At 62.8% G+C, this 23801-nt stretch carries 25 protein-coding genes; 6 read left to right on the top strand and 19 right to left on the bottom strand.

Going from position 1 to position 23801, the window contains the following annotated elements:
• Position 1: 1 nt before the first annotated feature.
• The 14 genes from LOM8899_RS03565 to LOM8899_RS03500 all read right to left on the bottom strand — a co-directional run bounded on the left by LOM8899_RS03565 (position 2) and on the right by LOM8899_RS03500 (position 12524).
• Positions 2 to 1312 (bottom strand): DUF8689 domain-containing protein, encoded by a 1311-nt coding sequence (locus tag LOM8899_RS03565; RefSeq protein WP_093990754.1) that lies wholly within the window; start codon positions 1310 to 1312, stop codon positions 2 to 4.
• Positions 1313 to 1437: 125 nt separating this feature from the next.
• Positions 1438 to 1929 (bottom strand): prepilin peptidase, encoded by a 492-nt coding sequence (locus LOM8899_RS03560; protein WP_093990753.1) that lies wholly within the window; start codon positions 1927 to 1929, stop codon positions 1438 to 1440.
• A complete protein-coding gene (locus tag LOM8899_RS03555; protein ID WP_093990752.1) occupies positions 1926 to 2780 on the bottom strand; it encodes a tetratricopeptide repeat protein in 855 nt (284 codons plus the stop codon). Before LOM8899_RS03555 ends, LOM8899_RS03560 begins: the two co-directional genes overlap by 4 nt.
• Before the next feature lie 29 nt (positions 2781 to 2809).
• Entirely contained in the window at positions 2810 to 3361 is a 552-nt protein-coding gene (locus LOM8899_RS03550; RefSeq protein ID WP_093990751.1) for a tetratricopeptide repeat protein, read from the bottom strand.
• Between the two features lie 31 nt (positions 3362 to 3392).
• On the bottom strand, positions 3393 to 4376 hold the full coding sequence (locus LOM8899_RS03545) for a type II secretion system F family protein (RefSeq protein ID WP_093990750.1): 984 nt from the start codon (positions 4374 to 4376) through the stop codon (positions 3393 to 3395).
• Positions 4377 to 4385: 9 nt separating this feature from the next.
• A complete protein-coding gene (locus LOM8899_RS03540) occupies positions 4386 to 5354 on the bottom strand; it encodes a type II secretion system F family protein (protein ID WP_093990749.1) in 969 nt (322 codons plus the stop codon).
• A gap of 5 nt (positions 5355 to 5359) precedes the next feature.
• Positions 5360 to 6823, bottom strand: a complete 1464-nt coding sequence (locus tag LOM8899_RS03535; protein WP_093990748.1) for a TadA family conjugal transfer-associated ATPase — start codon at positions 6821 to 6823, stop codon at positions 5360 to 5362.
• Positions 6824 to 6826: 3 nt separating this feature from the next.
• A complete protein-coding gene (locus LOM8899_RS03530) occupies positions 6827 to 8077 on the bottom strand; it encodes a CpaE/TadZ family protein (RefSeq protein ID WP_093991397.1) in 1251 nt (416 codons plus the stop codon).
• Positions 8078 to 8365: 288 nt separating this feature from the next.
• Positions 8366 to 9025 (bottom strand): OmpA family protein, encoded by a 660-nt coding sequence (locus tag LOM8899_RS03525; RefSeq protein ID WP_093990747.1) that lies wholly within the window; start codon positions 9023 to 9025, stop codon positions 8366 to 8368.
• Between the two features lie 15 nt (positions 9026 to 9040).
• The gene (locus LOM8899_RS03520) at positions 9041 to 10465 is read right to left on the bottom strand and encodes a type II and III secretion system protein family protein (protein WP_093990746.1); all 1425 of its coding nucleotides are present in this window, start codon (positions 10463 to 10465) and stop codon (positions 9041 to 9043) included.
• 215 nt (positions 10466 to 10680) lie between these two features.
• Entirely contained in the window at positions 10681 to 11541 is an 861-nt protein-coding gene (cpaB, locus tag LOM8899_RS03515; RefSeq protein WP_093990745.1) for a Flp pilus assembly protein CpaB, read from the bottom strand.
• Between the two features lie 32 nt (positions 11542 to 11573).
• On the bottom strand, positions 11574 to 11765 hold the full coding sequence (locus LOM8899_RS03510) for a Flp family type IVb pilin (RefSeq protein WP_093991396.1): 192 nt from the start codon (positions 11763 to 11765) through the stop codon (positions 11574 to 11576).
• A 268-nt stretch (positions 11766 to 12033) separates the two neighbouring features.
• Positions 12034 to 12222 (bottom strand): Flp family type IVb pilin, encoded by a 189-nt coding sequence (locus LOM8899_RS03505; protein WP_093990744.1) that lies wholly within the window; start codon positions 12220 to 12222, stop codon positions 12034 to 12036.
• Between the two features lie 113 nt (positions 12223 to 12335).
• The gene (locus LOM8899_RS03500) at positions 12336 to 12524 is read right to left on the bottom strand and encodes a Flp family type IVb pilin (RefSeq protein ID WP_093990744.1); all 189 of its coding nucleotides are present in this window, start codon (positions 12522 to 12524) and stop codon (positions 12336 to 12338) included.
• A gap of 407 nt (positions 12525 to 12931) precedes the next feature.
• Between LOM8899_RS03500 and LOM8899_RS03495 the strand changes: the two genes are divergently transcribed.
• Positions 12932 to 13750 (top strand): lytic transglycosylase domain-containing protein, encoded by an 819-nt coding sequence (locus LOM8899_RS03495; protein ID WP_093991395.1) that lies wholly within the window; start codon positions 12932 to 12934, stop codon positions 13748 to 13750.
• A gap of 1 nt (position 13751) precedes the next feature.
• On the opposite strand, the gene LOM8899_RS03490 is transcribed toward LOM8899_RS03495, so the two are convergent.
• From LOM8899_RS03490 to tldD, 5 genes are all read right to left on the bottom strand, one after another.
• On the bottom strand, positions 13752 to 14042 hold the full coding sequence (locus tag LOM8899_RS03490; RefSeq protein ID WP_093990743.1) for a GNAT family N-acetyltransferase: 291 nt from the start codon (positions 14040 to 14042) through the stop codon (positions 13752 to 13754).
• Positions 14035 to 16677: a type I DNA topoisomerase gene (gene topA, locus LOM8899_RS03485; protein ID WP_093990742.1), complete on the bottom strand. Its 2643-nt coding sequence runs from the start codon at positions 16675 to 16677 to the stop codon at positions 14035 to 14037. Before topA ends, LOM8899_RS03490 begins: the two co-directional genes overlap by 8 nt.
• A 146-nt stretch (positions 16678 to 16823) precedes the next feature.
• Entirely contained in the window at positions 16824 to 17969 is a 1146-nt protein-coding gene (gene dprA, locus LOM8899_RS03480) for a DNA-processing protein DprA (protein WP_093990741.1), read from the bottom strand.
• 65 nt (positions 17970 to 18034) lie between these two features.
• A complete protein-coding gene (locus LOM8899_RS03475) occupies positions 18035 to 18499 on the bottom strand; it encodes a hypothetical protein (RefSeq protein ID WP_093990740.1) in 465 nt (154 codons plus the stop codon).
• A gap of 26 nt (positions 18500 to 18525) precedes the next feature.
• On the bottom strand, positions 18526 to 19947 hold the full coding sequence (tldD, locus tag LOM8899_RS03470; protein ID WP_093990739.1) for a metalloprotease TldD: 1422 nt from the start codon (positions 19945 to 19947) through the stop codon (positions 18526 to 18528).
• A gap of 199 nt (positions 19948 to 20146) precedes the next feature.
• On the opposite strand from tldD, the gene coxB reads away from it, so the two are divergent.
• From coxB to LOM8899_RS03445, 5 genes are all read left to right on the top strand, one after another.
• Complete coding sequence (gene coxB, locus LOM8899_RS03465) at positions 20147 to 20974, top strand: cytochrome c oxidase subunit II (protein WP_245820418.1); 828 nt, start codon at positions 20147 to 20149, stop codon at positions 20972 to 20974.
• A 100-nt stretch (positions 20975 to 21074) separates the two neighbouring features.
• Positions 21075 to 22007, top strand: a complete 933-nt coding sequence (gene cyoE / locus LOM8899_RS03460; RefSeq protein WP_370739296.1) for a heme o synthase — start codon at positions 21075 to 21077, stop codon at positions 22005 to 22007.
• A complete protein-coding gene (locus LOM8899_RS03455; RefSeq protein WP_093990737.1) occupies positions 22007 to 22231 on the top strand; it encodes a cytochrome c oxidase system small membrane protein in 225 nt (74 codons plus the stop codon). Before cyoE ends, LOM8899_RS03455 begins: the two co-directional genes overlap by 1 nt.
• A complete protein-coding gene (locus tag LOM8899_RS03450; protein WP_093990736.1) occupies positions 22228 to 22830 on the top strand; it encodes a cytochrome c oxidase assembly protein in 603 nt (200 codons plus the stop codon). Before LOM8899_RS03455 ends, LOM8899_RS03450 begins: the two co-directional genes overlap by 4 nt.
• 51 nt (positions 22831 to 22881) lie before the next feature.
• On the top strand, positions 22882 to 23682 hold the full coding sequence (locus LOM8899_RS03445; RefSeq protein WP_093990735.1) for a cytochrome c oxidase subunit 3: 801 nt from the start codon (positions 22882 to 22884) through the stop codon (positions 23680 to 23682).
• Positions 23683 to 23801 lie beyond the last annotated feature (119 nt).

Raw genomic sequence — 23801 nt, 5'->3', positions numbered from 1 at the left:
GCTAATGCACGATTTCTTCTTCGCGGACGAACATGTTGGCCCATGCCCGGTCGATGAGTTCGGGGGACATCTGGTAGGGGATGCCCTCGAATTCGCAGATCGAGATCATCTGGTCGATCAGGAAGATCGGCTGATAGTTGGCGTAGATGTTGTCGATCGTGGGGTATTTCACCTGCAACAGATGGATCAGCGCCTCTTCGTCGAGCGGCATCTTGCGCTTGCGGGCGACCATCGCGAAGATCTTGAGGAAGTCCTCCTGATCGGGGCCGTCGACCTTGATTTTGAAGAAGATCCGGCGAAGGGCCGCTTTGTCGAAGATTTCGTTGGGGTGGAAGTTGGTCGAGAAGATCACCAGCGTGTCGAAAGGCACCTCGAACTTCTCACCCGATTGCAGGGCCAGAATGTCGCGGTTTTCTTCGAGCGGCACGATCCAGCGGTTGACGATGGCCTGCGGCGGTTCTTTCTGGCGGCCAAGGTCGTCGACGATGAAGATGCCGCCGGTGGATTTCATTTGCAGCGGCGCCTGATAGGTCCGCGCGACGGGGTTGTAGACCAGATCGAGCATCGACAACGACAGTTCACCGCCCGTCACGACGGTGGGCCGTTCGCAGCGCACATAGCGCGTGTCGAACCGGCCGGAGGTGCGGCGGAGCGCGTTGGGGTCGTCCACGTCCTCTTCGGCGGCCGAGTGCACGATGGGGTCATAGACGGTGATCACCTGACCGGCGTATTCGATGGCGCGAGGCACATAGATCTTGTCGCCGAGCGCATCCCGAATACCGTTGGAGATCGAGGATTTCCCGTTGCCGGGCGGGCCATACATCAGGATCGAGCGACCGGCGCCGACGGCGGGGCCGAGGTGGTCGAGCAGCTCCTTGGGCAGGATCAGGTGCCCCATCGCGGCGAGGAGTTGATCCCGCGTGACCTGAATGTTGCGGATTGATTGCCGTTGCACCTGTTCGCGGTAAACGTCGAGCGGGACCGGCATCGCCCCGAAATATTCCGACTGCGACAGCGCGTCGAGGGCGCGGGCCTTGCCGGCATCGGTGAGCTGATAGGCCATTTCGGCGCTGGAGGTGGCGTGCATGGTGCCCATCGCTTCGAGCAGCTTCTGGCTGCGCGCGAGGTCGACAAGCTCTTGCGTGACCGGGATCGGCAGGCAGATCGCCCGCGCCAGTTCGGTCACATGCGTCACGTTCTTGCGGAACATGGTCTTGAGCAGGATGTCCCGCATCATCACGAGCGGGAGTTGCATCCCGTCGATGGTTTTCGGTGCGGGTGGCGCCATGACGCCGCTGACTTGCATATTCATTGTGCTCTGCCCCATTGGCCAAAAGGGTCCACGCCCGCGCGGGTGTGGAGGTTGGCCCGATTAAGCAGGCCCTTTGTGGCGAAATGAGGGAGGCTGTGGTGCGGTTCTGCGGCGTCGTACGGCCGTCAGCCCCGGATGACGGCCAACACCAGATACCCGGTGAGCGTGGCCGCCAGAGGCAGCCCCATCGGGAACCGTTTGCCTTGCGACCAGCTTTTCCAATCGGGCGCCAGATTGCGCAGCGGCGTGGCCTTGGCGATCCGGTGTCCGATGACGCTGACCAGCACGAAGACGGTGAACAGCGAGAGCACGATGGTCCAATCGCCAAGGGCGATGAAGGGTGCTGCGGCGGCCGAGAACTTGGCGTCACCGGCCCCGAGCAGCCGGGCGGCGTTCATCGCGATTCCGATGACCAGCACCACGACCAGATGCGACCAGCGCCAGAGGTAATCCGGGAACGGCAGGGCCAGCAGCCCCAGCACCGCAAAGGCCGCGACCAAGGCGTATACCGCCTTGTTCGGGATGATCATCTTGGACAGGTCCGAATAGGCCACGTAGAGGCTGATCGGGATGACGGCGGGCAGAAACCAGAGGGCCGTGGTCGCGGTGGTGATCAAGTCGCGTCATCCTCGAGCGCCCGAAGCGCCCGGACGGCCTCTTCGAAGTGCTGCGGATGGGTTTCGATCGCTTCTTGCAGCAGACCCTTGCCGATGGTCAGATCGCTTTGCTTGATCGCTGTCAGCGCCAGAGTGTAGAGCAGCTGCGCCCGTTCGATCTGGGTCATCGCGATGACCGGCAGATCGTAGTTGCGCTGCGCCCCACGGGCCAGAACGAGGTTGTTCTTGGCGGTGAACAGGTTGGGTTCGTGCCGCAGGGCGTCGGTGAACAGCCGCTCTGCATCCCGGTAATCACCGCGCGTCAGCTTGGAAAAGCCCCAGTTATTCAGCACGCCGGCCGGGGTTGTCGTCAGCCCCACGGCGATTTCATAGAAGCTGTCGGCGTTGCCCCATTCCTCGTTGCTGTCGGCGACCATGGCTTCGAGCCGGTAGCGTTTGAACGTCTCGTGGGTGGGCGGCACGCTGTCGAGCACGGCTTCGGCTTCGTCCCAGCGGTTGGCCCGGATCAGCGCATCGGCCAGTTCCACGCTGTCGGACGGCGTCGCCTCGGGGTGGGCGACCACGTTCTGCCATGCGGGGATCGCCTCGGTCGGGCGCCCGGCCCGGATCATCGACAGGCCAAGCCCGCGCATGAGGTCGATCCTGTCGGGGTTATCGGCCAGCGACCGCTGGAAGTAGGCGACCGCTTCGTTCGGGTCGGCCACGGTCAGCATCACGTCGTTGAGGTTGGATTCATCAACCACGTTGACGTCCTGCAAAGCCCGGCTGACTTCTGCGTCGCTGGTGGAGTCACAGGCCACGAGGGCGATCAGCCCAGCGACCGGGATTAGAAACCTGATGGGGTGGCGCATTTAGTGCGTCCTCTTGCTGCTCTTGCCTCTCAGAGTGGTTCGACGTCGTCGTTGCCGTAAACCAATTGGAACTGTTCGTTCTCTTGAGAGGGAAGGTAGCCCGGATTTTCCAGTTTTGCGAGCGCCAAGGCGAGGTTAGCCCGAATTTCGTCGCTATTGCCGTTGTCCGTGGCAAAAGCGCGACGGAACGTCTCGGCCGCTTCGGCGGTTTTGCCCCGTTCCATGAGGATCACGCCCAGATTGTTCCAGGCGGCGGCGAAGGTCGGATCTTCCTCGACGGCCCGTCGCAGTAGCGTTTCGGCCTGACCGAGCCGCCCCAACCGCAGATTGGCGGACCCCAGAGCCGAGAGCGTGTCGACGTTGAGCCCCTGTTGCCCGGCGGCCCGGGTATAGGCTTCGAGGGCGAGCTCGAACTCGTTGGCCTCCATCAGCCGGTGCCCGACGACCATCGGATCGACCTCGGCCCCGCGCGGCGCCACGCCCGGCGCGTAGATCCCGTCTGGCGACGCGCCAAAGCCGCCTGACGTGCAGGCGGCCAAAGCGGTCAGAGCCGCGACTAAGACTGTTCTATGCCAGCGCATCGGCCTCTTGTGGCCGGTTGCTCCGGCCCTGTTATGGCAACTCGCCGCCCAAGATTGTCGAAATCTCGTAGATCGACGGCCCGATCAGAATGATCAGAAGCGGCGGAACCGTCAACATCATGGTGGCCAGTGTCATCTTGGTGGGCAATTTATTTGCCTTTTCTTCGGCACGCATGACACGTTTGTCACGCATTTCCGCAGAGAACACCCGCAGGGCTTCGGCAATCGAGGTGCCGAACTGCTGCGACTGGATCAACACGGTCACAAAGGAGGACACGTCCGGCACGCCGCACCGTTCGGACATGTCGCGCAGCACGCTGACCTTGTCCTTGCCGGCCTTCATCTCGTAGCTGACCAGCTGGTATTCATCGGCCAGATCAGGGAAACCGGCCCGCAGCTCGACCGAAACCCGGATGATCGCCTGATCGAGCGATTGCCCGGCCTCGACGCAGACCAGCATCATGTCGAGGCTGTCGGGAAAGCCGTTGACGATGTTTTCCTGCCGCGTCGCCTGCCGCCGGGTGACCCAGTATTTGGGCAGCATGTAGCCGGCGCCGCCTGGCCCGAGCGTGTAGAGGATCATCTGCGCGGTCGAGGGTTCGCCCGTGGCCGAGATGTAGATCGCGTAGATCACGCCCCCGATCAGGAACATCACGCCGAGCGTGAACTGCATGAAGTGGTAGATCCGCACCGCGTTCTTGGTCCGGTAGCCGGCCTGAAGCAGTTTGAGTCGCACCGCCGAGTAGGCTTCTTCATCCTGCGGTTCGAGGAAGTTGGAGAATTTCTCCAGCTTGTCCTTGCCGCCTGCCTGCCGCAACCGTTCGGCCTTTGGATTGGCCTCGGCCTTGGCCCGGTTCGCCGGGTTGAGCTTGTCGAGCGGGTCGACCTGCTTTTTCATCAGGGTGGGCAGGGTGACACCGATCAGGATGAGCCCCAGAAAGCCGACCACGATCAGCGGCCCGAAGGGGCCGAGCAGGTCGGTCAGCAGTGTCTGAATGTTGGTCACAGCTTCCATGGTGTCCTCTCAGACCTTGATGTTGACGAGGCTTTTCATGACGAAGACGTTCGCCACGAGGAAAGCGGCCACGGCCAGACAGGCCGGAACGAAGACATCCGTGTCTTTGACGTCGTCATAATAGTTCGGCTCGATCAGGTTGATCGCCACCAGTGCCAGCAGGGGGAAGCCGGACAGGAACGTGCCTGACCACTTCGCCTCGGCGGTGATCGCCTTGACCCGCCGGAACAGCTTGAACCGCGCCCGGATCACCTTGGCCAGACCGTCGAGGATCTCGGCGAGGTTACCACCGGCGGTTTGCTGGATCGAAACCGCCACGGCCAGGAAGCGCAAATCCTGCATGTCGATCCGTTCGGCCATGGTCTTGAGCGCGTCGCCGAGATCCCGCCCGTAGGCCGCCTCGTCCGCGATCACGCCCATTTCGGACCCCAGCGGATCGGGCACCTCCTTGGCGACGATACCGATGGCCGAGCTGAACGGGTGCCCCACGCGGAGCGACCGCACCATCAGTTCGACCGCGTCGGGCAGTTGCTCTTCGATCATCGCGGACCGTTTCTTGGCCTTGTTGTCGACCCAGAGATAGACGCCGCCGACCCCCATCAGCAGCGACACGGCCGCCCGCACCGGGGTTTCGGTATCTGTGCCGATGGTCAGCCCCATGAAGGCCACGAAGGCGAGCACGCCCATGATCAGCATCAACTGAACCGGCGAAAAGGCGATGTTCGCCTTTTGCGCCTTGTTGGCGAGGATCGAATAGAGCGGGATGCTCTGAGATTTCATGTGCTGGGTCATCTCCTTGCGGAGTTGTTCCAGCACCTGTTCGCGGTTGCCGCCCTTGTCGAGCAGCTCCAACCGCCGGTTGACCCGGTTGTTGAGGCTGATCGATTTGCCAAAGACCGTCAGATACAGGCCCTCGACCAGCAACAGAACAGCGACGAATATGAGGCCGTAGATAATTGGTTCGGCTGATATTTCCATGAGATCTACTCTGCTGCGAAGGGTTCAAAGATCGAGGCGGGAAGGTCGTAGCCCCAGAGGCGGAACCGCTCGGAGAAGTGGCTGCGCACACCGGTTGCGGTGAAGTGACCAATGATCTTGTTGTCCGGCGTCAGGCCGACCCGCTGATAGCGGAAGACTTCCTGCATCGAGATGACTTCACCTTCCATGCCGGTGATCTCGGTGATCGACGTCATGCGCCGCGAACCGTCCTGCAGACGCGAGGCCTGCACGATCAGGTTCACAGCCGAGGCGATCTGGGACCGGATCGCCTTGATCGGCATTTCGATGCCGGCCATCGCGATCATGTTTTCCAGACGGCTGATCCCGTCCCGCGCCGAGTTGGCGTGGATCGTGGTCATCGACCCGTCGTGACCCGTGTTCATGGCTTGAAGCATGTCGATGACTTCCTCGCCGCGCGTCTCACCCACGATGATCCGGTCGGGCCGCATCCGCAGGGCGTTCTTCAGACAGTCACGCTGCGACACCGCGCCTTTGCCTTCGACGTTGGGCGGCCGGCTTTCCATCCGGCCGACATGGGTCTGCTGGAGTTGAAGTTCGGCCGTATCCTCGATCGTGAGAATGCGTTCGGAGTTGTCGATAAAGGAGGACAGCGCGTTGAGCGTCGTCGTCTTACCCGAACCGGTACCGCCAGAGACGATCACGTTGAGCCGGGTTGCGACCGCCGCTTGCAGATATGCCGCCATCTCCTCGGTGAAGGCCCCGAATTTCACGAGGTCGTCAATCGCCAGCTTGTCCTTTTTGAACTTACGAATCGACACCAGGCTGCCATCGACCGCAATCGGGCTGACCATCGCGTTGAAGCGCGAGCCGTCTTGCAGACGGGCGTCGACGTAGGGGTTGCTTTCATCCACGCGCCGGCCCACGGCCGACACGATCTTGTCGATGATCCGCAGCAGGTGCCGTTCATCCTTGAAGGTAATGTCGGTCAATTGCAGCTTGCCGGCCCGTTCGACAAAAATCTGTTGCGGGCCGTTGACCAGAATATCGTTGACGGTGTCGTCCTTGAGAAGCGTCTCGAGGGGGCCGAGCCCCCGCACTTCGTCGTAGAGATCCTGGCTGAGATGCTGCCGCTCGTCGCGGTTGAGCACCACGCCCATCTCGTCGAGCGTTTCGGTGGCGATCGCGTTGATTTCCGAGCGCAGGTCCTGTTCGGACGCCTTTTCGAGCGCGCCGAGATTGAGATTGTCCAACAGCGCCTTGTGCAGTTCGAGCTTGATCTCGCCCAGCCGCTCCTTGCGCTTTTTCTCCTTGTCCACGGGCGGTGCCTCGGCAGGTTTGCTGCGGTTGGCCTGCATCAAGGACGCCTTCGCCGCCGGGGCGGGTGCGGAGTTGATCGGCGTGACCGAGGCCGCCTTTGGTTGGGCTGCCCCTTTACCGGCTGCCGAGGGGACGCTTGTTGCGCCTTCCTTCTTGAACTTGGAGAACATGGATTAGCCCCTCTTTTGTTTTACCGCGTCAGACTGGTTCACTTCGTGGACGGACTTGGCGAGCTTCAGAATTTCCTTGCGCAGGGCGTTCTTCGGGATGCCCTCGGCCATCGGCACGCCGTGATCGGCGTTTTGCCCGACGGGTTTGCCGCCATCCGGCAGTTGCACCTCGATGGCGATGCCCAGGCTTTCGGCCAGGCGCTTGACCCGGCTCTTGCCGTTCAGATCGGTGAAGCCCGGCGCCCGGTTCAGGATGAACCGCAGCTTGTCGAAGGCCAGATCCTCGGACTGGAACGCCCGCTTGAGCCGCAGGGTGTTTTGCGCAGACCGCATGTCGAGTTCGAGCGTGGCGAAGTAGACATGCGCCGCTTCGAGCACGGTTTCGGACCACTCCACCATCGTGGAGGGCAGATCGATGACCACGTAGTCGAAGTTGGTCCGCGCCATTTCGATGATCCGGTCGACATCGGCCGGCGTCACCAGATCGAGCGGGATCATGTCGCTGGGCGAGGTCAGGACGTGCAGCTTCTGGTTGAAGCTGAGCAGCGCCTGCATGAAGGCTTCGCTGTCCATCGATTCGGTATCGGTCAGCATTTCCAGCACGGCCTCGCGGCGCGGCAGGTCGAGATAGGTCGACACGGTGCCAAACTGCAGATCGAAATCCAGCAGGCAGACACGCGGCGGCTCTTCGCTGTCGATGTTGGCCAGCTCCCAGGCGAGGTTGACGGCGAAGGTCGTGGCGCCAGTACCGCCGGCCATGCCGTGAACCGGGATCACGACGCCGGAGCGGTCGCCGGTCGCCTTGAGCGTGTTGCGGATCTCGGGCGCGATCTCCTCGGGCACCTCGGCCGCCTGCACCCGCTTGATCGCCTCGGACAATTCGCCTTCGGGAAGCGGGTAGGGCACGAATTCGTCGCCGCCTTCGCGCAGAAGCTGGTGCAATGCCGCGGGGGTGACGTCTTCGGTGATCAGGATCACCTTGATGTTCTGCTGCTTGGCCGCTCCGATGATGTCGATGATCAGCGACAGGTCGCTTTCGTCTTCGCTGTCGAGCGCGATGGCCACGAATTCAAGCTCTGCCGCGTCGGGCTGTTCGAGAAACGCGAGCGCATCTGTGAAATTCAGATCGCCCCAGTTCTCTCCGAGCGCGGCTTCCATATCTTCGATCAAGAGATCGAAAATCTGGACGTCGCGGCTGATCGTGCAGGCCACGATGGGCTGCGGTTCCGGTTGCAGTGCTGCGTTCGTACTCATTGCCTCGTATCCTTCGTAACGTTTGGACGGGGCTGTCCCCAAAGTAAGCCCGAACACCAAAACCTTGGGGCGGACTTGTCCCATTGACGTTAAGATCACCTCTGATCGTGACCAGATTGGGGCCGAAAAGCTGTAATTGTTTGGTATCTTGCGACGATGGCCGAATTCTGGCCGGGTTGTTCACGGTGCGCGCGGCGACGGTGAAACAATCGACGCGTGTGCGCCCCCTCTAATGCAAAAAGGCGCGCCAAATGTGGCGCGCCTTCGGCAATTCGATGAGGTTTGGCTTTACTCGGAGGTGCCGAGCTCTGCCCCTGTGATCCCGCCGATCGTCGCGGGCACTTCGGCCGAGACGATATATTCGCGGAAGATGATCTCGGCGTATTTGCCGTTCAGCACCGAGGGATGATCCTCGACAAAGCCGGAGACCTCGGTGACGGTGCGCCGGTTGGCCCGTTCGCGCCCCTCGGTGACGATCAGCGGCTGGGTTTCGCCAAAGGAGGCCAAGGCTTCGAGCCGCGACCGGCTGATCCCCTGGCTGGTCAGGTAGAGCACCACCGTTTCCGCCCGCCGCAGGCCGAGCTGCCGGTTATACGAGGACGAACCGACCAGATCGGTATGACCGTAGACGGTGAACCGCACTTCGGGGAATTGTTTGATGAAATCCGCCTGTTGCCGCAGGATTGCGCGGGCTTCGGCATCAAGAGCGGTCGAATTGAAGGCAAAGTTCACTGTGCTTTGCACTTCGGCGTCGAACCGGCGCGCCAGGTTGACCCGGTAGCTTTCGTCGCCGTTGTTGATCGCGACGTTCTGATTGACCGCCGTGCCGAACCCGCCGGGATCGGGCGTCGTGCCCACCTCTCGGTAGAACGAGGCGACGATATCGTCGTTCGCGGTGCAACCGGTCAGGGCGATGCCTGCGGCCAGTGTGATAGCAAGGTATTTCATCGCCTCTGCCCTCCTTTAGTCGAGCACGTAGCCGTAGGACCCGCTAAAGTCCTGCCGCGCCACTTCACCAGCGCCACCAGAGCGGGGAGCCTCGTCGCTTGAAACCCGCCCGAAGAGGAACAGGTCACGCTCGGACGGTGGCCGGACCCGATCGGTCGGCAATGCGTAGACTTCGCCACGGGTCGGTGTGACGAGGTGCGGGGTGACGATGATCACCAGCTCTGTCTGCTGGCGGGCAAAGTCGGCGCTGCGGAACAGCGCGCCCAGCACCGGGATGTCCCCGAGCCATGGAACCTGACCCGAAAGGTCACGGAAATCGTCGGACAGAAGGCCCGCGATGGCAAAGCTTTCCCCGTCGCGCATCTCGACCGTGGTCGATGTTTCGCGCCGGCGGAACGCATCCACCGTGAAGGAGCCCTGCGTGATGCCGTTCGACGGGTCGATCGACGACACCGCGGCCTCGAGTTCGAGGTTGATGAGGTCACCGTCGATGACCCGCGGGATGAAGTTCAGTTCAACACCGAAGGGCTTGTATTCGATGGTGATCGAGCCGTTGTCCTGGCTGACCGGCACCGGATATTCGCCACCCGCAAGGAACCGTGCCTCTTGCCCGCTGAGTGCGGTCAGGTTCGGCTCTGCCAAGGTGCGGACCATGCCGCGCGATTCCAGTGCTTCGAGGAGGATGCCCACCTCGATGCCGCCGGCGTTGAAGCCGAAGAGCATTGCGCCGTTGTTCTGGCTGATCGGGGGGATTTGCCCGCCGAAAGCGTTGTTCACGTCACTCGACGTATTCAGAGTGTTGGTGCCGCCGCTGAGCCCGAGATCGCCGCCGAGGGCAGAGCCGCCGAGCGCCAGCGAAGAGGACAGCGACTGGCTGACCGACCGCTGCATCTCTGCGAACTGGACCCGCAGCATCACCTGCTGGGTGCCACCGACGCTCATCAGGTTGGAGACCCGCTCGGGCGCATAGCGCTCGGCCAGCTCCAGAGCCCGGTCGAGCCGCGCGATGGAAGAGACGGTGCCCGACAGCACGATGCCGCTGTTGGCGGTGCGCACTTCAATCGGCTCGCCGGGCAGGATTTGCTCCAGACGCTCCTTGAATTCCGCGATGTCGGGGGTGACGTGCACCTCGACGTTGGTGATCAGGCTGCCATCGGCCCCAAGGATCGTGAGCGTGGTCCGCCCCGGCTCCTTGCCCAGCACGTAGATCGTGCGGTCCGACAGGGACGAGATGTCCGCGATGCCGGGGTTGGCGATGGAAAGCTCTGCAAAGGGTGTATCGCTTTCGACCACGACCGCCCTGTTCATCGGCACCTGAAGCGCGGACGACGGAGCACCCCGCAGCACCTGCAGCGTCTCGGCCGGAGCCGTCGACGGAACCGTGGCTAATGCCAATGCAAGGCCAGCGACTGCTGCCTTGATGAATCTGTCATATGTCATGTGACCTGCCTCTCCGATCACTACTGCAAGCGGGAATTTTCCCCGTCATTGCCATCACCCTGACCGCAGTTCCCCTTTATTGCAAGAATCAATGTGTTGGCGGGGTCAGCGAATGTGGATAACTCGCAACAGTCGGGTTGCCGCAACGGAAAACGGGCGCTCGATGAATGAGCGCCCGTTCGCGGAATTTCATGCAAGTTCAATTGATAGTGCGATCAATTGGTGCAGGGGATCGGGATCTCGACCACGTCGGCGCCGCGGCGGGTGCGGATCGTGCAGACCTGCTCGCGTTCGGGTTCGGCCACGACGACCTGCTCTTCTTCGACGATGCCAAGCAGGCTGCGCTGGTCGACTTCGATCGCCTCTGCGACGGTATCGTCGGTCATGCCCACGAGAGACAGGGCCAGTTTGCCGGTCGCCTGGGCCTGCGCCAGATTGGCGACCTGCTGTGGCGTGACCTGCACGGTTACCGTGCGGGCGACCTGTGTTCCGGAGCGGGCGGTGTCGGATGTCTGGTCGACGGCGACGAGCGGCAGGGCGGTTTCGATCAGCTGCGTGACATCGCCACCTGCGTTGCGGCCGTCACGGACGGCGCCGGTCCAGTAGACATCGACCCGGTCACCGGGGCGCAGGAAGCCGGACACGCCGGAGGCCACGTCGACAGAGATCGTGAAGGCGCGCATCCCTGGCCCGAGCCGGGTGGTGATGCTGGCCTGTTCGCCCGGCTCGGTCACTTTGGACGCGAGCACCGGTTCGTTTTCCTGCATCTGGCGCAGCACGATCCGCGGCACGTCCGTCCCTTGCGGGAACAGGCCCTCGGCCGTGGTGAACACGCCTTCTGGCAAATAGGGTTCAGCGTAGCGGATCACGACGAGATCGTCGGTCGTGAGCGGCTCACCATAGTTCACGGTGCGGTTGACGGCGATCACTTCGACCGTCGGCACCTGTGCTGCGGCATTGGCGCGTTCGCGCTGGAGCGCGACCTGCTGTTCTTCAAAGTATCCTTGAACCATGTAGACGGCAAAACCAGCCAGCCCCAATCCGATCACAAGAACAAGTCCAAATACTGCTCGCATTTTCTTCTTCTTTCTCAGTTAACGGTGTCACATCAGAAGGTTACGGATGGCACTTGTGCTGCACCTAGTTGCGTTCCCAAAGCGCCGGATGTTTCCGTTGCGCCTGATTGGATGGATCCCACGACGAGGATCCCGAGAATGAGCAGACCAGCGGTCAGGACGACCCAATCTACTGTGACGGCGCCGTCTTCCTCTGCACGGAAGCGCTGAAGTTTGTTTAACATACCTTGGGCTCCCTTGGGGTTCGCGGGCAGCGTTTCATTCGAGATGACCATGCTGGTCAAATGGGGCGGTTTTTCGACAGCATCTGTCCGTTTTGATGGTCGCCCCGTCGGGGATCGATAAAATTGGACAGTGTGGCGGCCAGGACAACCTCGGCGGACCTCGGTGGTTCGACGAGGACCGGGCCGTTCGCGCAGCTGGACGTGTAGATGTGGAAAAGGGCTGGCCGTCGTGTGACGGTCAGCCCCTTCTTAGATGATCTTGTTCGGATTAGAACGAGATGGTCGGAACAGCGGTGCCGAGCTCGGCTTCGATGTTGTCGGCCATCAGTTCTGCACCGGTGGAAACCGACGTCAGAACGGCAATGCCGAGGCCCACGATAGCGGCTGTCAGCACAACCCAGTCAACGGTCACTGCGCCGTCTTCGTCAGCGCGGAAGTTTTTGATGAAGTTCAACATAGGGTCAATCCTTGTGAATTTGTGACGTCCGGGGGGCCGAAAGCGGCAGCGGACTGAAAAAGGGGGATGTCTGGCCGCCGCAGCGGCAGCCAGACTGTCGTTACACGTTCAGATTAGAACGAGATGGTCGGAACAGCGGTGCCGAGCTCGGCTTCGATGTTGTCGGCCATCAGTTCTGCACCGGTGGAGACGGATGTCAGAACGGCGATGCCGAGGCCCACGATTGCGGCGGTCAGCACGACCCAGTCAACGGTGACTGCGCCATCTTCGTCTGCACGGAAGTTTTTGATGAAGTTCAGCATTGGTTTCCCTCCTCAGGGTGTTCTTTCAGGTTTCACTCATCCATCGGATCATCTCGAGCCGGCCTCTTATTGGCCCGATCCCCGATTTGGATGAGGAGATATAGCCAGCGAACTTGGGCGTGATTGGGGCGCCTCTCAGGCAATTTCGAAGCGGACAGGTTTTTTTTAACTTTCGATTAATGGCCTGATTATTATCGGAAAACCTCTGATTTTTGCCGGATGCGGCCGCTGCTGGCGCGCTAAACGTGGCAAATCCTACGCATTTGGCGTGGAAAATTTGCAGACATATGGTCGGATTAACCGTTTTGAGCGATAACGGGTGCAACAATAAAACCCGAGGCAGACAAATGCGGACGACCCGATTGATGGCAGGCGCCTTTGCGGCGGCGGTCCTGAGTTATGTGCCGATGGCGCCGATGCCGGCGCTGGCCCAGACCCTGGAGCGCTTGCAACCCGATTTCAATTTCCGCCGAGTGACTGTGCCGACGCCCGGTTCGGGCAATCGCATCACGGTGCAGATCGACCCCTCGGCGCCAAGCGCCTTGGGCGCCCCCCACCGCCCGTCTGCGCCGCCGAGCGCGGGTGCGGCCCCGATCACGGCGAGTGCCGCGGGCCCGATCGTGCCGCCGGTCAGCGGATTCGAATGGTTTTGGGCGTCGATTTCACCGCAACTGGCCGACAGCGGGCCGGGCAGATTGCAGCAGGCCGTTCAGGTTCTGGCCAACGCGCCGCAAGGATCGGCCGCGCCCGTGCCCCGGATGCAGTCGATGCAGGACATCGCCCGCGCGCATGGCTCTGACATTCTATTGGCGACGATTGGCACCAAAGTGTCGCCAGCTTTGGTCCTCGCCGTCATTTCCGTGGAAAGCGCCGGGCGCAGCGAGGCCGTCAGCTCTGCCGGTGCCGGTGGCCTGATGCAGCTGATGCCGGCAACGGCTGAGCGATTCGGCGTGCAGGACAGGTTCGTCCCGGCGCAGAACATTCAGGGCGGGGTGGCCTATCTGGATTGGCTGCTGGGCCATTTCGACGGCGATCCGGTGCTCGCTCTGGCCGGTTATAACGCGGGAGAAGGCTCTGTGCGCGACAACGCCGGCGTGCCGCCCTATGCCGAAACCCGCGCCTATGTGCCAAAGGTTTTGGCCGCGTGGACCGTGGCGCGGGGCCTGTGTCAGACGCCGCCAGTGCTGATCTCGGACGGCTGTGTGTTCGCGGTGAGCAACCTCTAGGTCAGACCTGAAACAGGTCTGCCCATTCCGGGTGCTTGCGCCGCTGGGCGTTCACGTAAGGGCACAACGGCACGATCTTGAAACCCTCCGCCCGTGCGTCGGCCAAGAGCGCGTCGAGCAGCTTGCGCCCAATGCCCTGGCTCTCCAGACCCGGCGCCACCTCCGTGTGATCGGCGATCACGAGGCTCGACGAGACGGCGGAGTAGGTCAATTCGCTTTCGCCTTCGGCGGAGCGAATGACGTAGCGCCCCTTGGACGGGGTGACCTCGCGCTGGACGGACAGATCACTCATCTTTGCTGGCTGCCGGCGACTTTGCCGGGGTTTTCTTGGCCGCAGGCTTTTTGGCGGCGGGTTTCTTCGCTGCCGGCTTCTTGGCCGCCGGCTTTTTGGACGCGGTCTTCTTGGCGGGCGCCTTCTTGGCCTTGCCCTTGCCGGACTTGGCGGCTTTTTCGTCGACGAGCGCGATGGCCATTTCCGGGGTCACGTCTTCGGGAGCCGTGTCCTTGGGGATCGTCGCGTTGACCTTTTCCCATTTGACATAGGGCCCATAGCGGCCGGGCATCACGTTCATCGCGCCGCCCGAGGGGTGATCGCCCAACTCCTTGATCGGTTGCGCCGCCGCGCCGCGCCCGCCGCCACGGCTGGCGAGTTTCGTCGCCAGAATCTCGACGGCCATGTTCATGCCGACGGTGAATACATCGTCGATCGACGGCAGCGTCGCGGAGGTCTTGTTGTGCTTGATGTAGGGGCCATAGCGCCCGATTGTGGCGGTGATCATCTCGCCGTCTTCGGGGTGGGGGCCCACCTCGCGCGGCAGGTTGAGCAGTTTAAGCGCCTGCTCGATGTCCACGCTTTCCAAGGGCCAGTCGCGCGGCACGGACTGCCGCGGCGGTTTCTTGACCTCTTCGGTGACCACACCGCGCTGAACGTAGGGGCCGAAACGGCCGTCGTGCAGCCAGATCTCGTCGCCCCCGTCTTCGCCCAAGAGTTTGCCTTCCGGCGGGATCGCCGGGGCGTCGCCCTCTTCGGAGGGCGGGCCGAAGGGCCGGGTGAAGCGGCATTCGGGGTAGTTGGAGCACCCGATGAAGGCGCCGCCGGAGCGGGCGGTGCGCATCGACAACCTGCCCTCGCCGCAGTTCGGGCAAAGCCGCGGGTCGCTGCCGTCTTCTTTGGCAGGGAACAGGTGCGGTTCGAGGACTTCGTTGATCTTTTCCAGAACGTCGGTGATCCGCAGTTCCGAGGTCTCGGCAATCGCAGCGGAGAAATCCCGCCAGAACCGGCGCAGCACATCCTTGTAATCGGCGTCACCGGCAGAGACCTTGTCGAGCTGATCCTCGAGATCGGCGGTGAAGTCGTATTCCACGTATTTGTGGAAGTAATTCGACAGGAAGGCCGTCACGAGGCGGCCTTTGTCCTGCGGAATCAGCCGGTTCTTGTCCTTGGTGACGTAGTCCCTGTCCTGAATCGTGGTGACGATGCTGGCGTAGGTAGAAGGACGACCGATGCCGAGTTCTTCCATCCGTTTCACCAGCGTCGCCTCGGTGTAGCGCGGCGGCGGCTGGGTGAAATGCTGATCGGGGGTGATCTTGTCCTTGGCGGCGGGCTCGCCCTGGCTGATCTGGGGTAGGCGCTTGTCATCGTCGTCAACGACGCTGTCGTCCTTGCCTTCCTCATAGACCGCGAGAAAGCCGTCAAACAGAAGCACTTGGCCGGAGGCGCGCAGCCCGACCTGGCCATCGCCGCTGGCGACTTCGACCGTGGTCCGCTCGAACTGGGCGCCCGACATCTGGCTGGCGATGGTGCGTTTGTAGATCAGGTCGTAGAGCTTTTGCTGGTCGGCGTCGCTGATCCGCGCGGCCTTGGTGTCGACCATCATATCCGTCGGGCGGATACATTCGTGCGCCTCTTGGGCGTTCTTGGCCTTGTTCTTGTAGATCCGCGACTCTTTGGGCAGGTATTTGTCGCCGAACTTGGCCTTGATCGCGTCGCGCGCGCCGGCGACAGCCTCGGGCGCCATGTCGATGCCGTCGGTCCGCATGTAGGTGATCAACCCGGCCTCGTAGAGCCTTTGCGCCGCGCTCATCGTTTGCCGCGCCCCCATGCCGAATTTGCGGCTGGCCTCTTGCTGCAGGGTCGAGGTCATAAAGGGTGGGCTGGGGTTGCGGGAGGCAGGCTTTGCCTCCACCGATTGCACGGTCAGATCACGCGAGGTGATGGCCTGCACGGCCATTTCGGCGGCGGTGCTGTCCTTGAGATCGAACTTGTCGAGCCGCTTGCCGGCGAGCGTGGTCAGCCGCGCCTCGTAGGTCTGGCCGCGCGGTGTCTTGAGCAGGGCGGACACCGTCCAGTATTCCTGCGGGCGGAAGGCTTCGATCTCCATCTCGCGCTCGACGATGAGCCGCAGGCAGACCGATTGCACCCGGCCCGCGGATTTGGACCCGGGCAGTTTGCGCCACAGCACCGGCGACAAGTTGAACCCGACGAGGTAGTCGAGCGCACGGCGGGCGAGGTACGCTTCGACCAGCGGCGCATCGACCTGACGCGGGTTCTTCATCGCCTCGGTCACGGCGGTCTTGGTGATCGCGTTGAACACCACGCGGCTGACCGGTGTGTCCTTCTTGATGGCCTTGCGGGCGGCGAGCGCCTCTTGCAGGTGCCACGAAATCGCCTCGCCCTCGCGGTCGGGGTCGGTCGCGAGGATCAGGTTGGGATCGTTCTTGAGCGCGTCGGCAATCGCCTTGACGTGCTTTTTGCTGTCGCTCGCGATCTCCCACAGCATCTCGAAATCGGCGTCGGTGTCGACCGAGCCGTCTTTGGGCGGCAGGTCCCTGACGTGACCATAGGATGCCAGAACGGTGTAGTCAGGCCCAAGATATTGATTGATTGTCTTGGCCTTGGCTGGCGATTCGACAACGACGACTGGCATGGGAACCTCTACGATAAACTCGTGGCGCTATAGGCCGCGCAACATGTGCGGTCGGTTTGGCGAATGTCAATGCGCCGTTCGGGGGGAATACGCGCCGATCCGCGACAGCCCTTTAGGGCTGGAAATTGCGCAAAGTCCGGGCGGTGTCAATGCGACCGCGAGAGAAGCCCGCCGGGGTCCCGCTTGATCTGGCCGTCGAGTTCGAGATCCACGAGCGCAGGTGTCACGTCCTGACTTGACGCCTTCAGATCGCGGACGAGCTGATCCTCGGCCACGGGCGACGGCCCAAGCCTGTCGAGGATTTTGCGATGAAGCGCTGCGGTGTCGCGCAGGCTGCGCGCCGGGCGCTTTGGTTCCGGCAGGGGCAGTTCTTCGATCCGGGGCAGGGCGGCGGTCTGGGGGGCGCCGAGTGCCTCGATCACGTCTTCGACAGAGCGCACGAGCGTGGCGCCATCCCGCAGCAGCATGTTGCACCCTGCGGCCCGCGCGTCGAACGGATGCCCCGGCACGGCGAGCACGTCGCGCCCCTGATCGAGCGCGTTGCGGGCGGTGATCAGGCTGCCGGACTTGGCCGCCGCCTCGATCACGACGACCCCTTGGCACAGCCCCGAGATGATCCGGTTGCGGGCCGGGAAATGCCGCGACTGTGGTTGCAGCCCCATCGGCTGTTCCGACAGAAGCAGCCCCCTGGCCCGGATATGATCCGCCAGTTCGGCGTTTTCGGCGGGATAGATCACGTCCACCCCGCCGCCCATCACCGCGATTGTTCCATGAGGCAGCGCCGCCAGATGCGCGGCTGTATCGACGCCCCGCGCCAGACCGGAGACGACGACAAACCCCGCTTGTCCCAAATCCTCGGCCATCCGCCGGGCCATCCGGGTGCCGAGCGAGGACGCATTCCGCGCCCCGACCATCGCGACGAGCGGCCGCGCCAGCAGCGACGTGTCACCGATCGCCCAGAGGATCGGCGGAGCATCGGGGATCTCGCCCAGGTGTTCGGGATAGTCGGCACTGCCTTTGCAGATCATCCGCGCCCCAGCGGCCCGAGCGGCCTTGAGTTCGGCGTGGATCACCCCCTCGGGGCAGGGCGTGTAATTGGAGATGCCGGCGGCGCTGGCCACATCGGGCAGGGCCGCAAGAGCGGCCTTTGCGCTGCCATGCTCGTTGAGCAAGCGCCAGAAGGTGGAGACGCCGACCCTGCGAGAGCGCAACAGGCGAAGCCAGTCAAACCGGTGATCTTCCGCGGTGGGTGGGAGTGGGGGGTGAGTGGAAGAATTTGTTTCCCCGGCCATCCTGAACCTCGTCCTGTTGCAGAATCAGGTTTAGGCATTTGGGGTTAATGGGTCGTAAACGGCAATCACGCTTTGTTCTTCTTGCCTCTCGACATCCACGGCGTACCGCCGAAGGCTTCGGGACAAAATAGCCGGGCGGACAGCCAGTAAAAGCCGCCGAACACGCTCCCCAAGACGGCAAAGATCGGCGGCGGGCCGGGCATCGCTGCGCCGCCGATGACGGCGCCCACCGCATAGCCACAGAGCGCCCCTCCGGCCAGCGTCACCACCCATCCGCCGAATCCCGAATACCCCGCCAGAATCGCCAGCGGGACGCCGATGAGCAGGCCCATCCATGAGAGAAATGGCGACAATCCCGCAAGTGCGGCCGCGCCCATGATGGCCGCGCTGACCTCCGAGTCTGGGAAGAGCCATGTCAGGATGCTTCCAAAGGCTGCAAGAAAGAGCCAGCCGACGATAGGCACGACGAGCAGGACGCCGAGAATACCCATCCAGTGCGGCGCGAGCCCGACCTCGCGGGCGCGGCTCACACTCGTCCTTATCGCGGGCCAAGTCGTCAAGCGGCGGCTCCACCCACTGTCAGCCCGCCGATCATCAGCGAGGGTTGTCCGACGCCGACCGGCACCCATTGCCCGGCCTTGCCGCAGTTGCCGATCCCCGGATCGAGTGCCATGTCGTTGCCGATCCCGCGGATCTGCTTGAGCGCCGTTGCGCCGTCCCCGATCAGCGTGGCGCCTTTGACCGGTGCCCCGACCTTGCCGCCACGCACCCGGTAGGCCTCGGTGCAGGAAAACACGAACTTACCCGACGTGATGTCGACCTGCCCGCCGCCAAAGCCGACGGCATAGATCCCGTCCTGCAGATCAGCTACCATCGCGGCCGGATCGGCATCGCCGGACAACATATATGTGTTGGTCATTCGCGGCATCGGGATATGGGCATAGCTTTCGCGTCGGCCGTTGCCGGTCGGGGCCACGCCCATGAGACGGGCATTCTGCCGGTCTTGCATGTAGCCGACCAAGATCCCGTCTTCGATCAATACGTTCTTGCCGGAGGGGGTGCCTTCGTCGTCGACGGTGATGCTGCCGCGCCGATCAGGGATCGTCCCGTCGTCGAGCACGGTGACCCCTTTGGCCGCGACCTGCTGGCCCATCAGACCAGCAAAGGCGCTGGAGCCCTTGCGGTTGAAATCGCCTTCGAGCCCGTGCCCGACCGCCTCGTGCAGCAGGATGCCGGGCCAGCCGGGGCCGAGCACGACGTCCATGACGCCGGCAGGCGCCGGCTCGGCTTCCAGATTGACGCAGGCGATTCGCAGCGCCTCGCGGACCGCGCCTTCCCAATGATCGCGCGAGATCAGCCCGATCAGCCCGTGCCGACCGCCAGCGCCCGCGCCGCCGCCTTCGCGTTTGCCGTTTTCCTCGACGATGACGCTGACGTTGAGCCGCGACATTGGCCGTACATCGGAGACGAGCGTGCCTTCGGGTCTGAGAATCACCACCTCCTGGTAGCTCGCGGACAGCGTGGCCGAGACCTGCACGACGCGCGGATCAAGGCCGCGGGCGAAATCGTCGATCTCCATGAGGGTGTCGACCTTGACGTTGAATGCGGTGCCTTCGACCGGGTCTTCGTCGGAGTAGAGCCGCTGGTTGGTGCCGACCGGACCATCCGCCAGGGTGCCGCCACCGGCGCCCACGGCCAACCGGGCCGTCTCGACCGCCCGGCGCAGGGCGTGTTCGTCGATGGTGGTGGAGTGGGCATAGCCAGCGGTTTCGCCGCGCACGGCCCGCAGTCCGAACCCTTCGGAGGCGTCATAGCTGGCCGCCCGCAAGCGCCCATCGTCAAACGAGGTGACCTCCGACCGCCGCCGCTCGAGGAACAGTTCGCCATCATCGGCCCCGGCCGTCGCCTCGCGAAGCAACGAGAGTGCTTGATCGGGGTCGAGGTTTGTTTCAAATGGGCGGAATGGATCTTGTGTCATTCTTAACGTCCTCTTTGCAGGTCGGCGGTACGCGGTGTGAAAAGCGTCTGTTTGCCGCAACTGCGCTTCTTGTTATGAGCGTCAGGATATGGGATGAGACGCCCCAGACAACCGGATTCCCCTGAAGTGGGGTCCAAATGGCCCGAGACAAGCCCAGGACCGGCCGATGACGGTCCAAAGACAAGGGAACACGATGCATATGACCCGAACCTTCAAACTGTTGGGAACAAGCCTTTTGACTGCGTTTGCCGGGGCCGCCGCCTCTGCACAGACAGCCATCGAGGATTTGCCAATCATCGGTCAGCCGACCGATGGCGTGATGGGCTGGCAGCCTGCGGCAACCGAACTGGCCCGTGACATTCACTGGCTGGACGGCATGCTCTTGGTGATCATCACGATCATCACTCTGTTTGTGACCGGCCTTTTGGCTTGGGTGATCATGCGGTTCAACGCCAAGTCGAACCCCACCCCCGCGTCGTTCACCCACAACTCGCCGCTGGAAGTCGCATGGACGATCCTGCCGGTCGTGATCCTTGTCTTCATCGGTGCGTTCTCGCTGCCGATCCTTTTCAAGCAGCAGGAAATCCCGGAGGCCGACATCACCATCAAGGTGACCGGTTACCAGTGGTACTGGGGCTACGAATACGTCGACGACGGCGTCTCGTTCGAGAGCTACATGCTCGCTCGCGACGAGCTGGCCGAGTATGGCTATGACGACAGCCTCTACCTGCTGGCCACGGATACCGCGGTCGTGGTGCCTGTTGGCGCGACCATCGTGATGGACGTGACCGGTGCGGACGTGATCCATTCCTGGACCATCCCGGCCTTTGGCGTAAAGCAGGACGCGGTCCCCGGCCGTCTGGCCCAGCTGTGGTTCTCCGCAGAGCAGGAAGGCGTCTACTTCGGCCAGTGTTCCGAGCTGTGCGGTCAGGCCCATGCCTACATGCCGATCACCGTCAAGGTCGTGAGCCAAGAGGTCTACGACGAGTGGCTGGCCGGCGCTCAGGAAGAGTTCCCCGCAAGCTAAGCGGAGGTGTCCTGCGGGCGGCCGATGCCGCCCGCGGTTTTGCCCCGGTCGGGGCTTTTGATGCAGAAACGGCAGGCTTTTGATGACAGACGCCACAAGCATGACAGACGTTGCCCCTGACGCCCGGACGGGCGAGGCGCAGTTCGGCGATTACTTCGCCCTGCTCAAGCCGCGGGTGATGTCTCTTGTGGTGTTCACCGCCCTCGTCGGCCTGATCGTGGCTCCGCTCCCCGTGCATCCGTTCATCGGCTTTGTCGCCATTCTGTGCATCGCGGTGGGCGCCGGCGCCTCCGGCGCGCTGAACATGTGGTGGGACGCCGATATCGACAAGGTGATGAAGCGCACCGCCAAGCGCCCGATCCCTGCGGGCAAGGTCGAGCCGGGTGAAGCGCTGGGCGTTGGCCTAGCTCTGTCGGGCTTTTCCATCGTGCTGCTCTGGCTGGCCACGAATGCGCTGGCCGCTGGCCTGCTGGCCTTCACCATCTTTTTCTATGCGGTCGTCTATTCGATGTGGCTCAAGCGGGCCACGCCGCAGAACATCGTCATTGGCGGGGCCGCCGGTGCCTTCCCTCCGATGATCGGATGGGCCGTGGCGACGGGTGGGGTCAGCCTCGAATCCGCGCTGATGTTTGCGCTGATCTTCATGTGGACGCCGCCGCATTTCTGGGCGCTGGCCCTGTTCGTGCGCACCGACTACGGTGACGCGGGCGTGCCGATGCTGACCGAGACCCATGGTCGCCGGGTCACTCGCCATCACATTCTGGCCTATACCCTGCTGCTGGTGCCCGTTGCCGTGGGTATTGGCTTCACCTCGATTGGCGGACCGGTCTATCTGGCGCTGTCGGTTGCTCTGAATGCCCGTTTCCTTTGGGGCGCTTGGCAGGTCTGGCGTCGTGACGACGCGCAGGCCGAGGCGGACAACTATGCCACCGAAAAGTGGCTGTTCCGGATTTCGCTAAGCTACCTGTTTCTGCACTTCGGTGCCCTATTGGTCGAGGCTGCGCTGCGCGCCGCCGGCTGGAGCTTTTTCTGATGGCTATTCGCGTTGAACACGAACTGCATGGCCGCCGCCGTGGTCGCAATACCGGGGTCGGCCTTGTTCTGGTCGGGCTGGTCGCCATCGTCTTTGGCCTGACCGTGGTCAAGGTGCTCAATCTGGGTGACATTCAGGAATTCGAGCGGTTCGACCACGTGGCCCGTCCGGCGCTGGAGGCCGCGGCGACCGAGGCCGAGGCCAACGGGGGAGCATCGGAATGAGACTGTTCGGCTCATTGCAGGGACCGCAGAGGACCGCCGCCCAAGCCGTGGGCGTCGTGGTCCTCATGGGCTCGCTCGCGTGGGCGTCGGTCCCTTTCTACGACTGGTTCTGCCGGGTTACGGGCTTTGGCGGGGCCACGAATGTGGCCGATGCCGGCAGCGACGTGATCCTCGACGAGACCATTACCGTCCGCTTCGATGCTTCGATCGAGCGCGGGATGCCGTGGACGTTCACTCCGGTTCAGCGCGAGATGACATTGCGCATCGGGGAAACCGGGCTGGCCTTTTACGAAGCGCACAACCCGACCGACCGTCCTGTGGCCGGTCAGGCCTCCTACAACGTGACGCCCTATGCTGCCGGCGGATTTTTCGACAAGATCGCCTGCTTCTGCTTTACCGAGCAGGTCCTTCAACCGGGCGAAACGGTGCAGATGCCGGTGAGTTTCTTCGTGGACCCGGCCATCGTGGACGACCGCGAAGGCCAGTATGTGCACACGATCACGCTGAGCTATACGTTTTATGAAATCGACCTGCCGGAAGACGCGGTGAAGCAAGCGGCTCTGACCGTTGACGCGGCGCCCGAGACCGAGACAAACTAACGACGAAGAACCGGCGGTTTCGCTGGACCAAGCCCCAAGGGAACGACCGAAATGGCGCATGAAAAGAACCACGACTATCATATTCTAAACCCCTCGATCTGGCCCCTTGTCGGAAGCGGTGGCGCGTTTGCGATGCTGTTCGGTGCGGTGCTGTGGATGCATGGCAGCGGTCCGTACCTGTTCCTCGTGGGTCTGGCGGCGGTGCTCTACACCATGTTCGCATGGTGGTCCGAGGTCGTGGCCGAGAGCTCGGCCGGCGATCACACTCCGGTGGTCCGCATCGGTCTGCGCTATGGCTTCATCATGTTCATCATGTCCGAAGTCATGTTCTTTGCCGCGTGGTTCTGGTCGTTCTTCAAGCATGCGATGTATCCGATGGGCCCGATGAGCCCGGCTGTCGACGGTGTCTGGCCGCCCGCGGGGATCGAGACGTTCGATCCGTGGCACCTGCCGCTGATCAACACCCTGATCCTGCTCTGCTCGGGCTGTGCCGCGACTTGGGCGCACCATGCCCTCGTGCATGAAAACAACCGCGAAGACATGAAGAAGGGTCTGATCCTCGCCATCGCACTGGGTGCGTTGTTCACGGCCTTCCAGATCTATGAGTACAGCCATGCGGCCTTTGGCTTCTCCGGTAACATCTATGGCGCGAACTTCTTCATGGCGACCGGCTTTCACGGCTTTCACGTGCTGATCGGGACGATCTTCCTGTTCGTCTGCCTGATGCGCGTCTACCGCGGCCACTTTACGCCTGAGAAGCACGTCGGCTTCGAGGCTGCCGCCTGGTACTGGCACTTCGTGGACGTTGTCTGGCTGTTCCTGTTCTTCGCCGTCTATATCTGGGGCGGCTGATCGAGCTCGGATGATGGGCTCCGGCCCATCCTTCGACGCGCGATGATCTTGCAGGTGGGGCCGGGCCCGACCGTTTATCCGAAAGAGATCTTTGCCTTCGGCGAGGATATTTTGGACCC

Source organism: Flavimaricola marinus, assembly GCF_900184895.1.
Lineage (GTDB): Bacteria > Pseudomonadota > Alphaproteobacteria > Rhodobacterales > Rhodobacteraceae > Flavimaricola > Flavimaricola marinus.
Note: the sequence above shows the minus strand (reverse complement) of the source record. Positions and strands in the feature narration are given on the sequence as shown.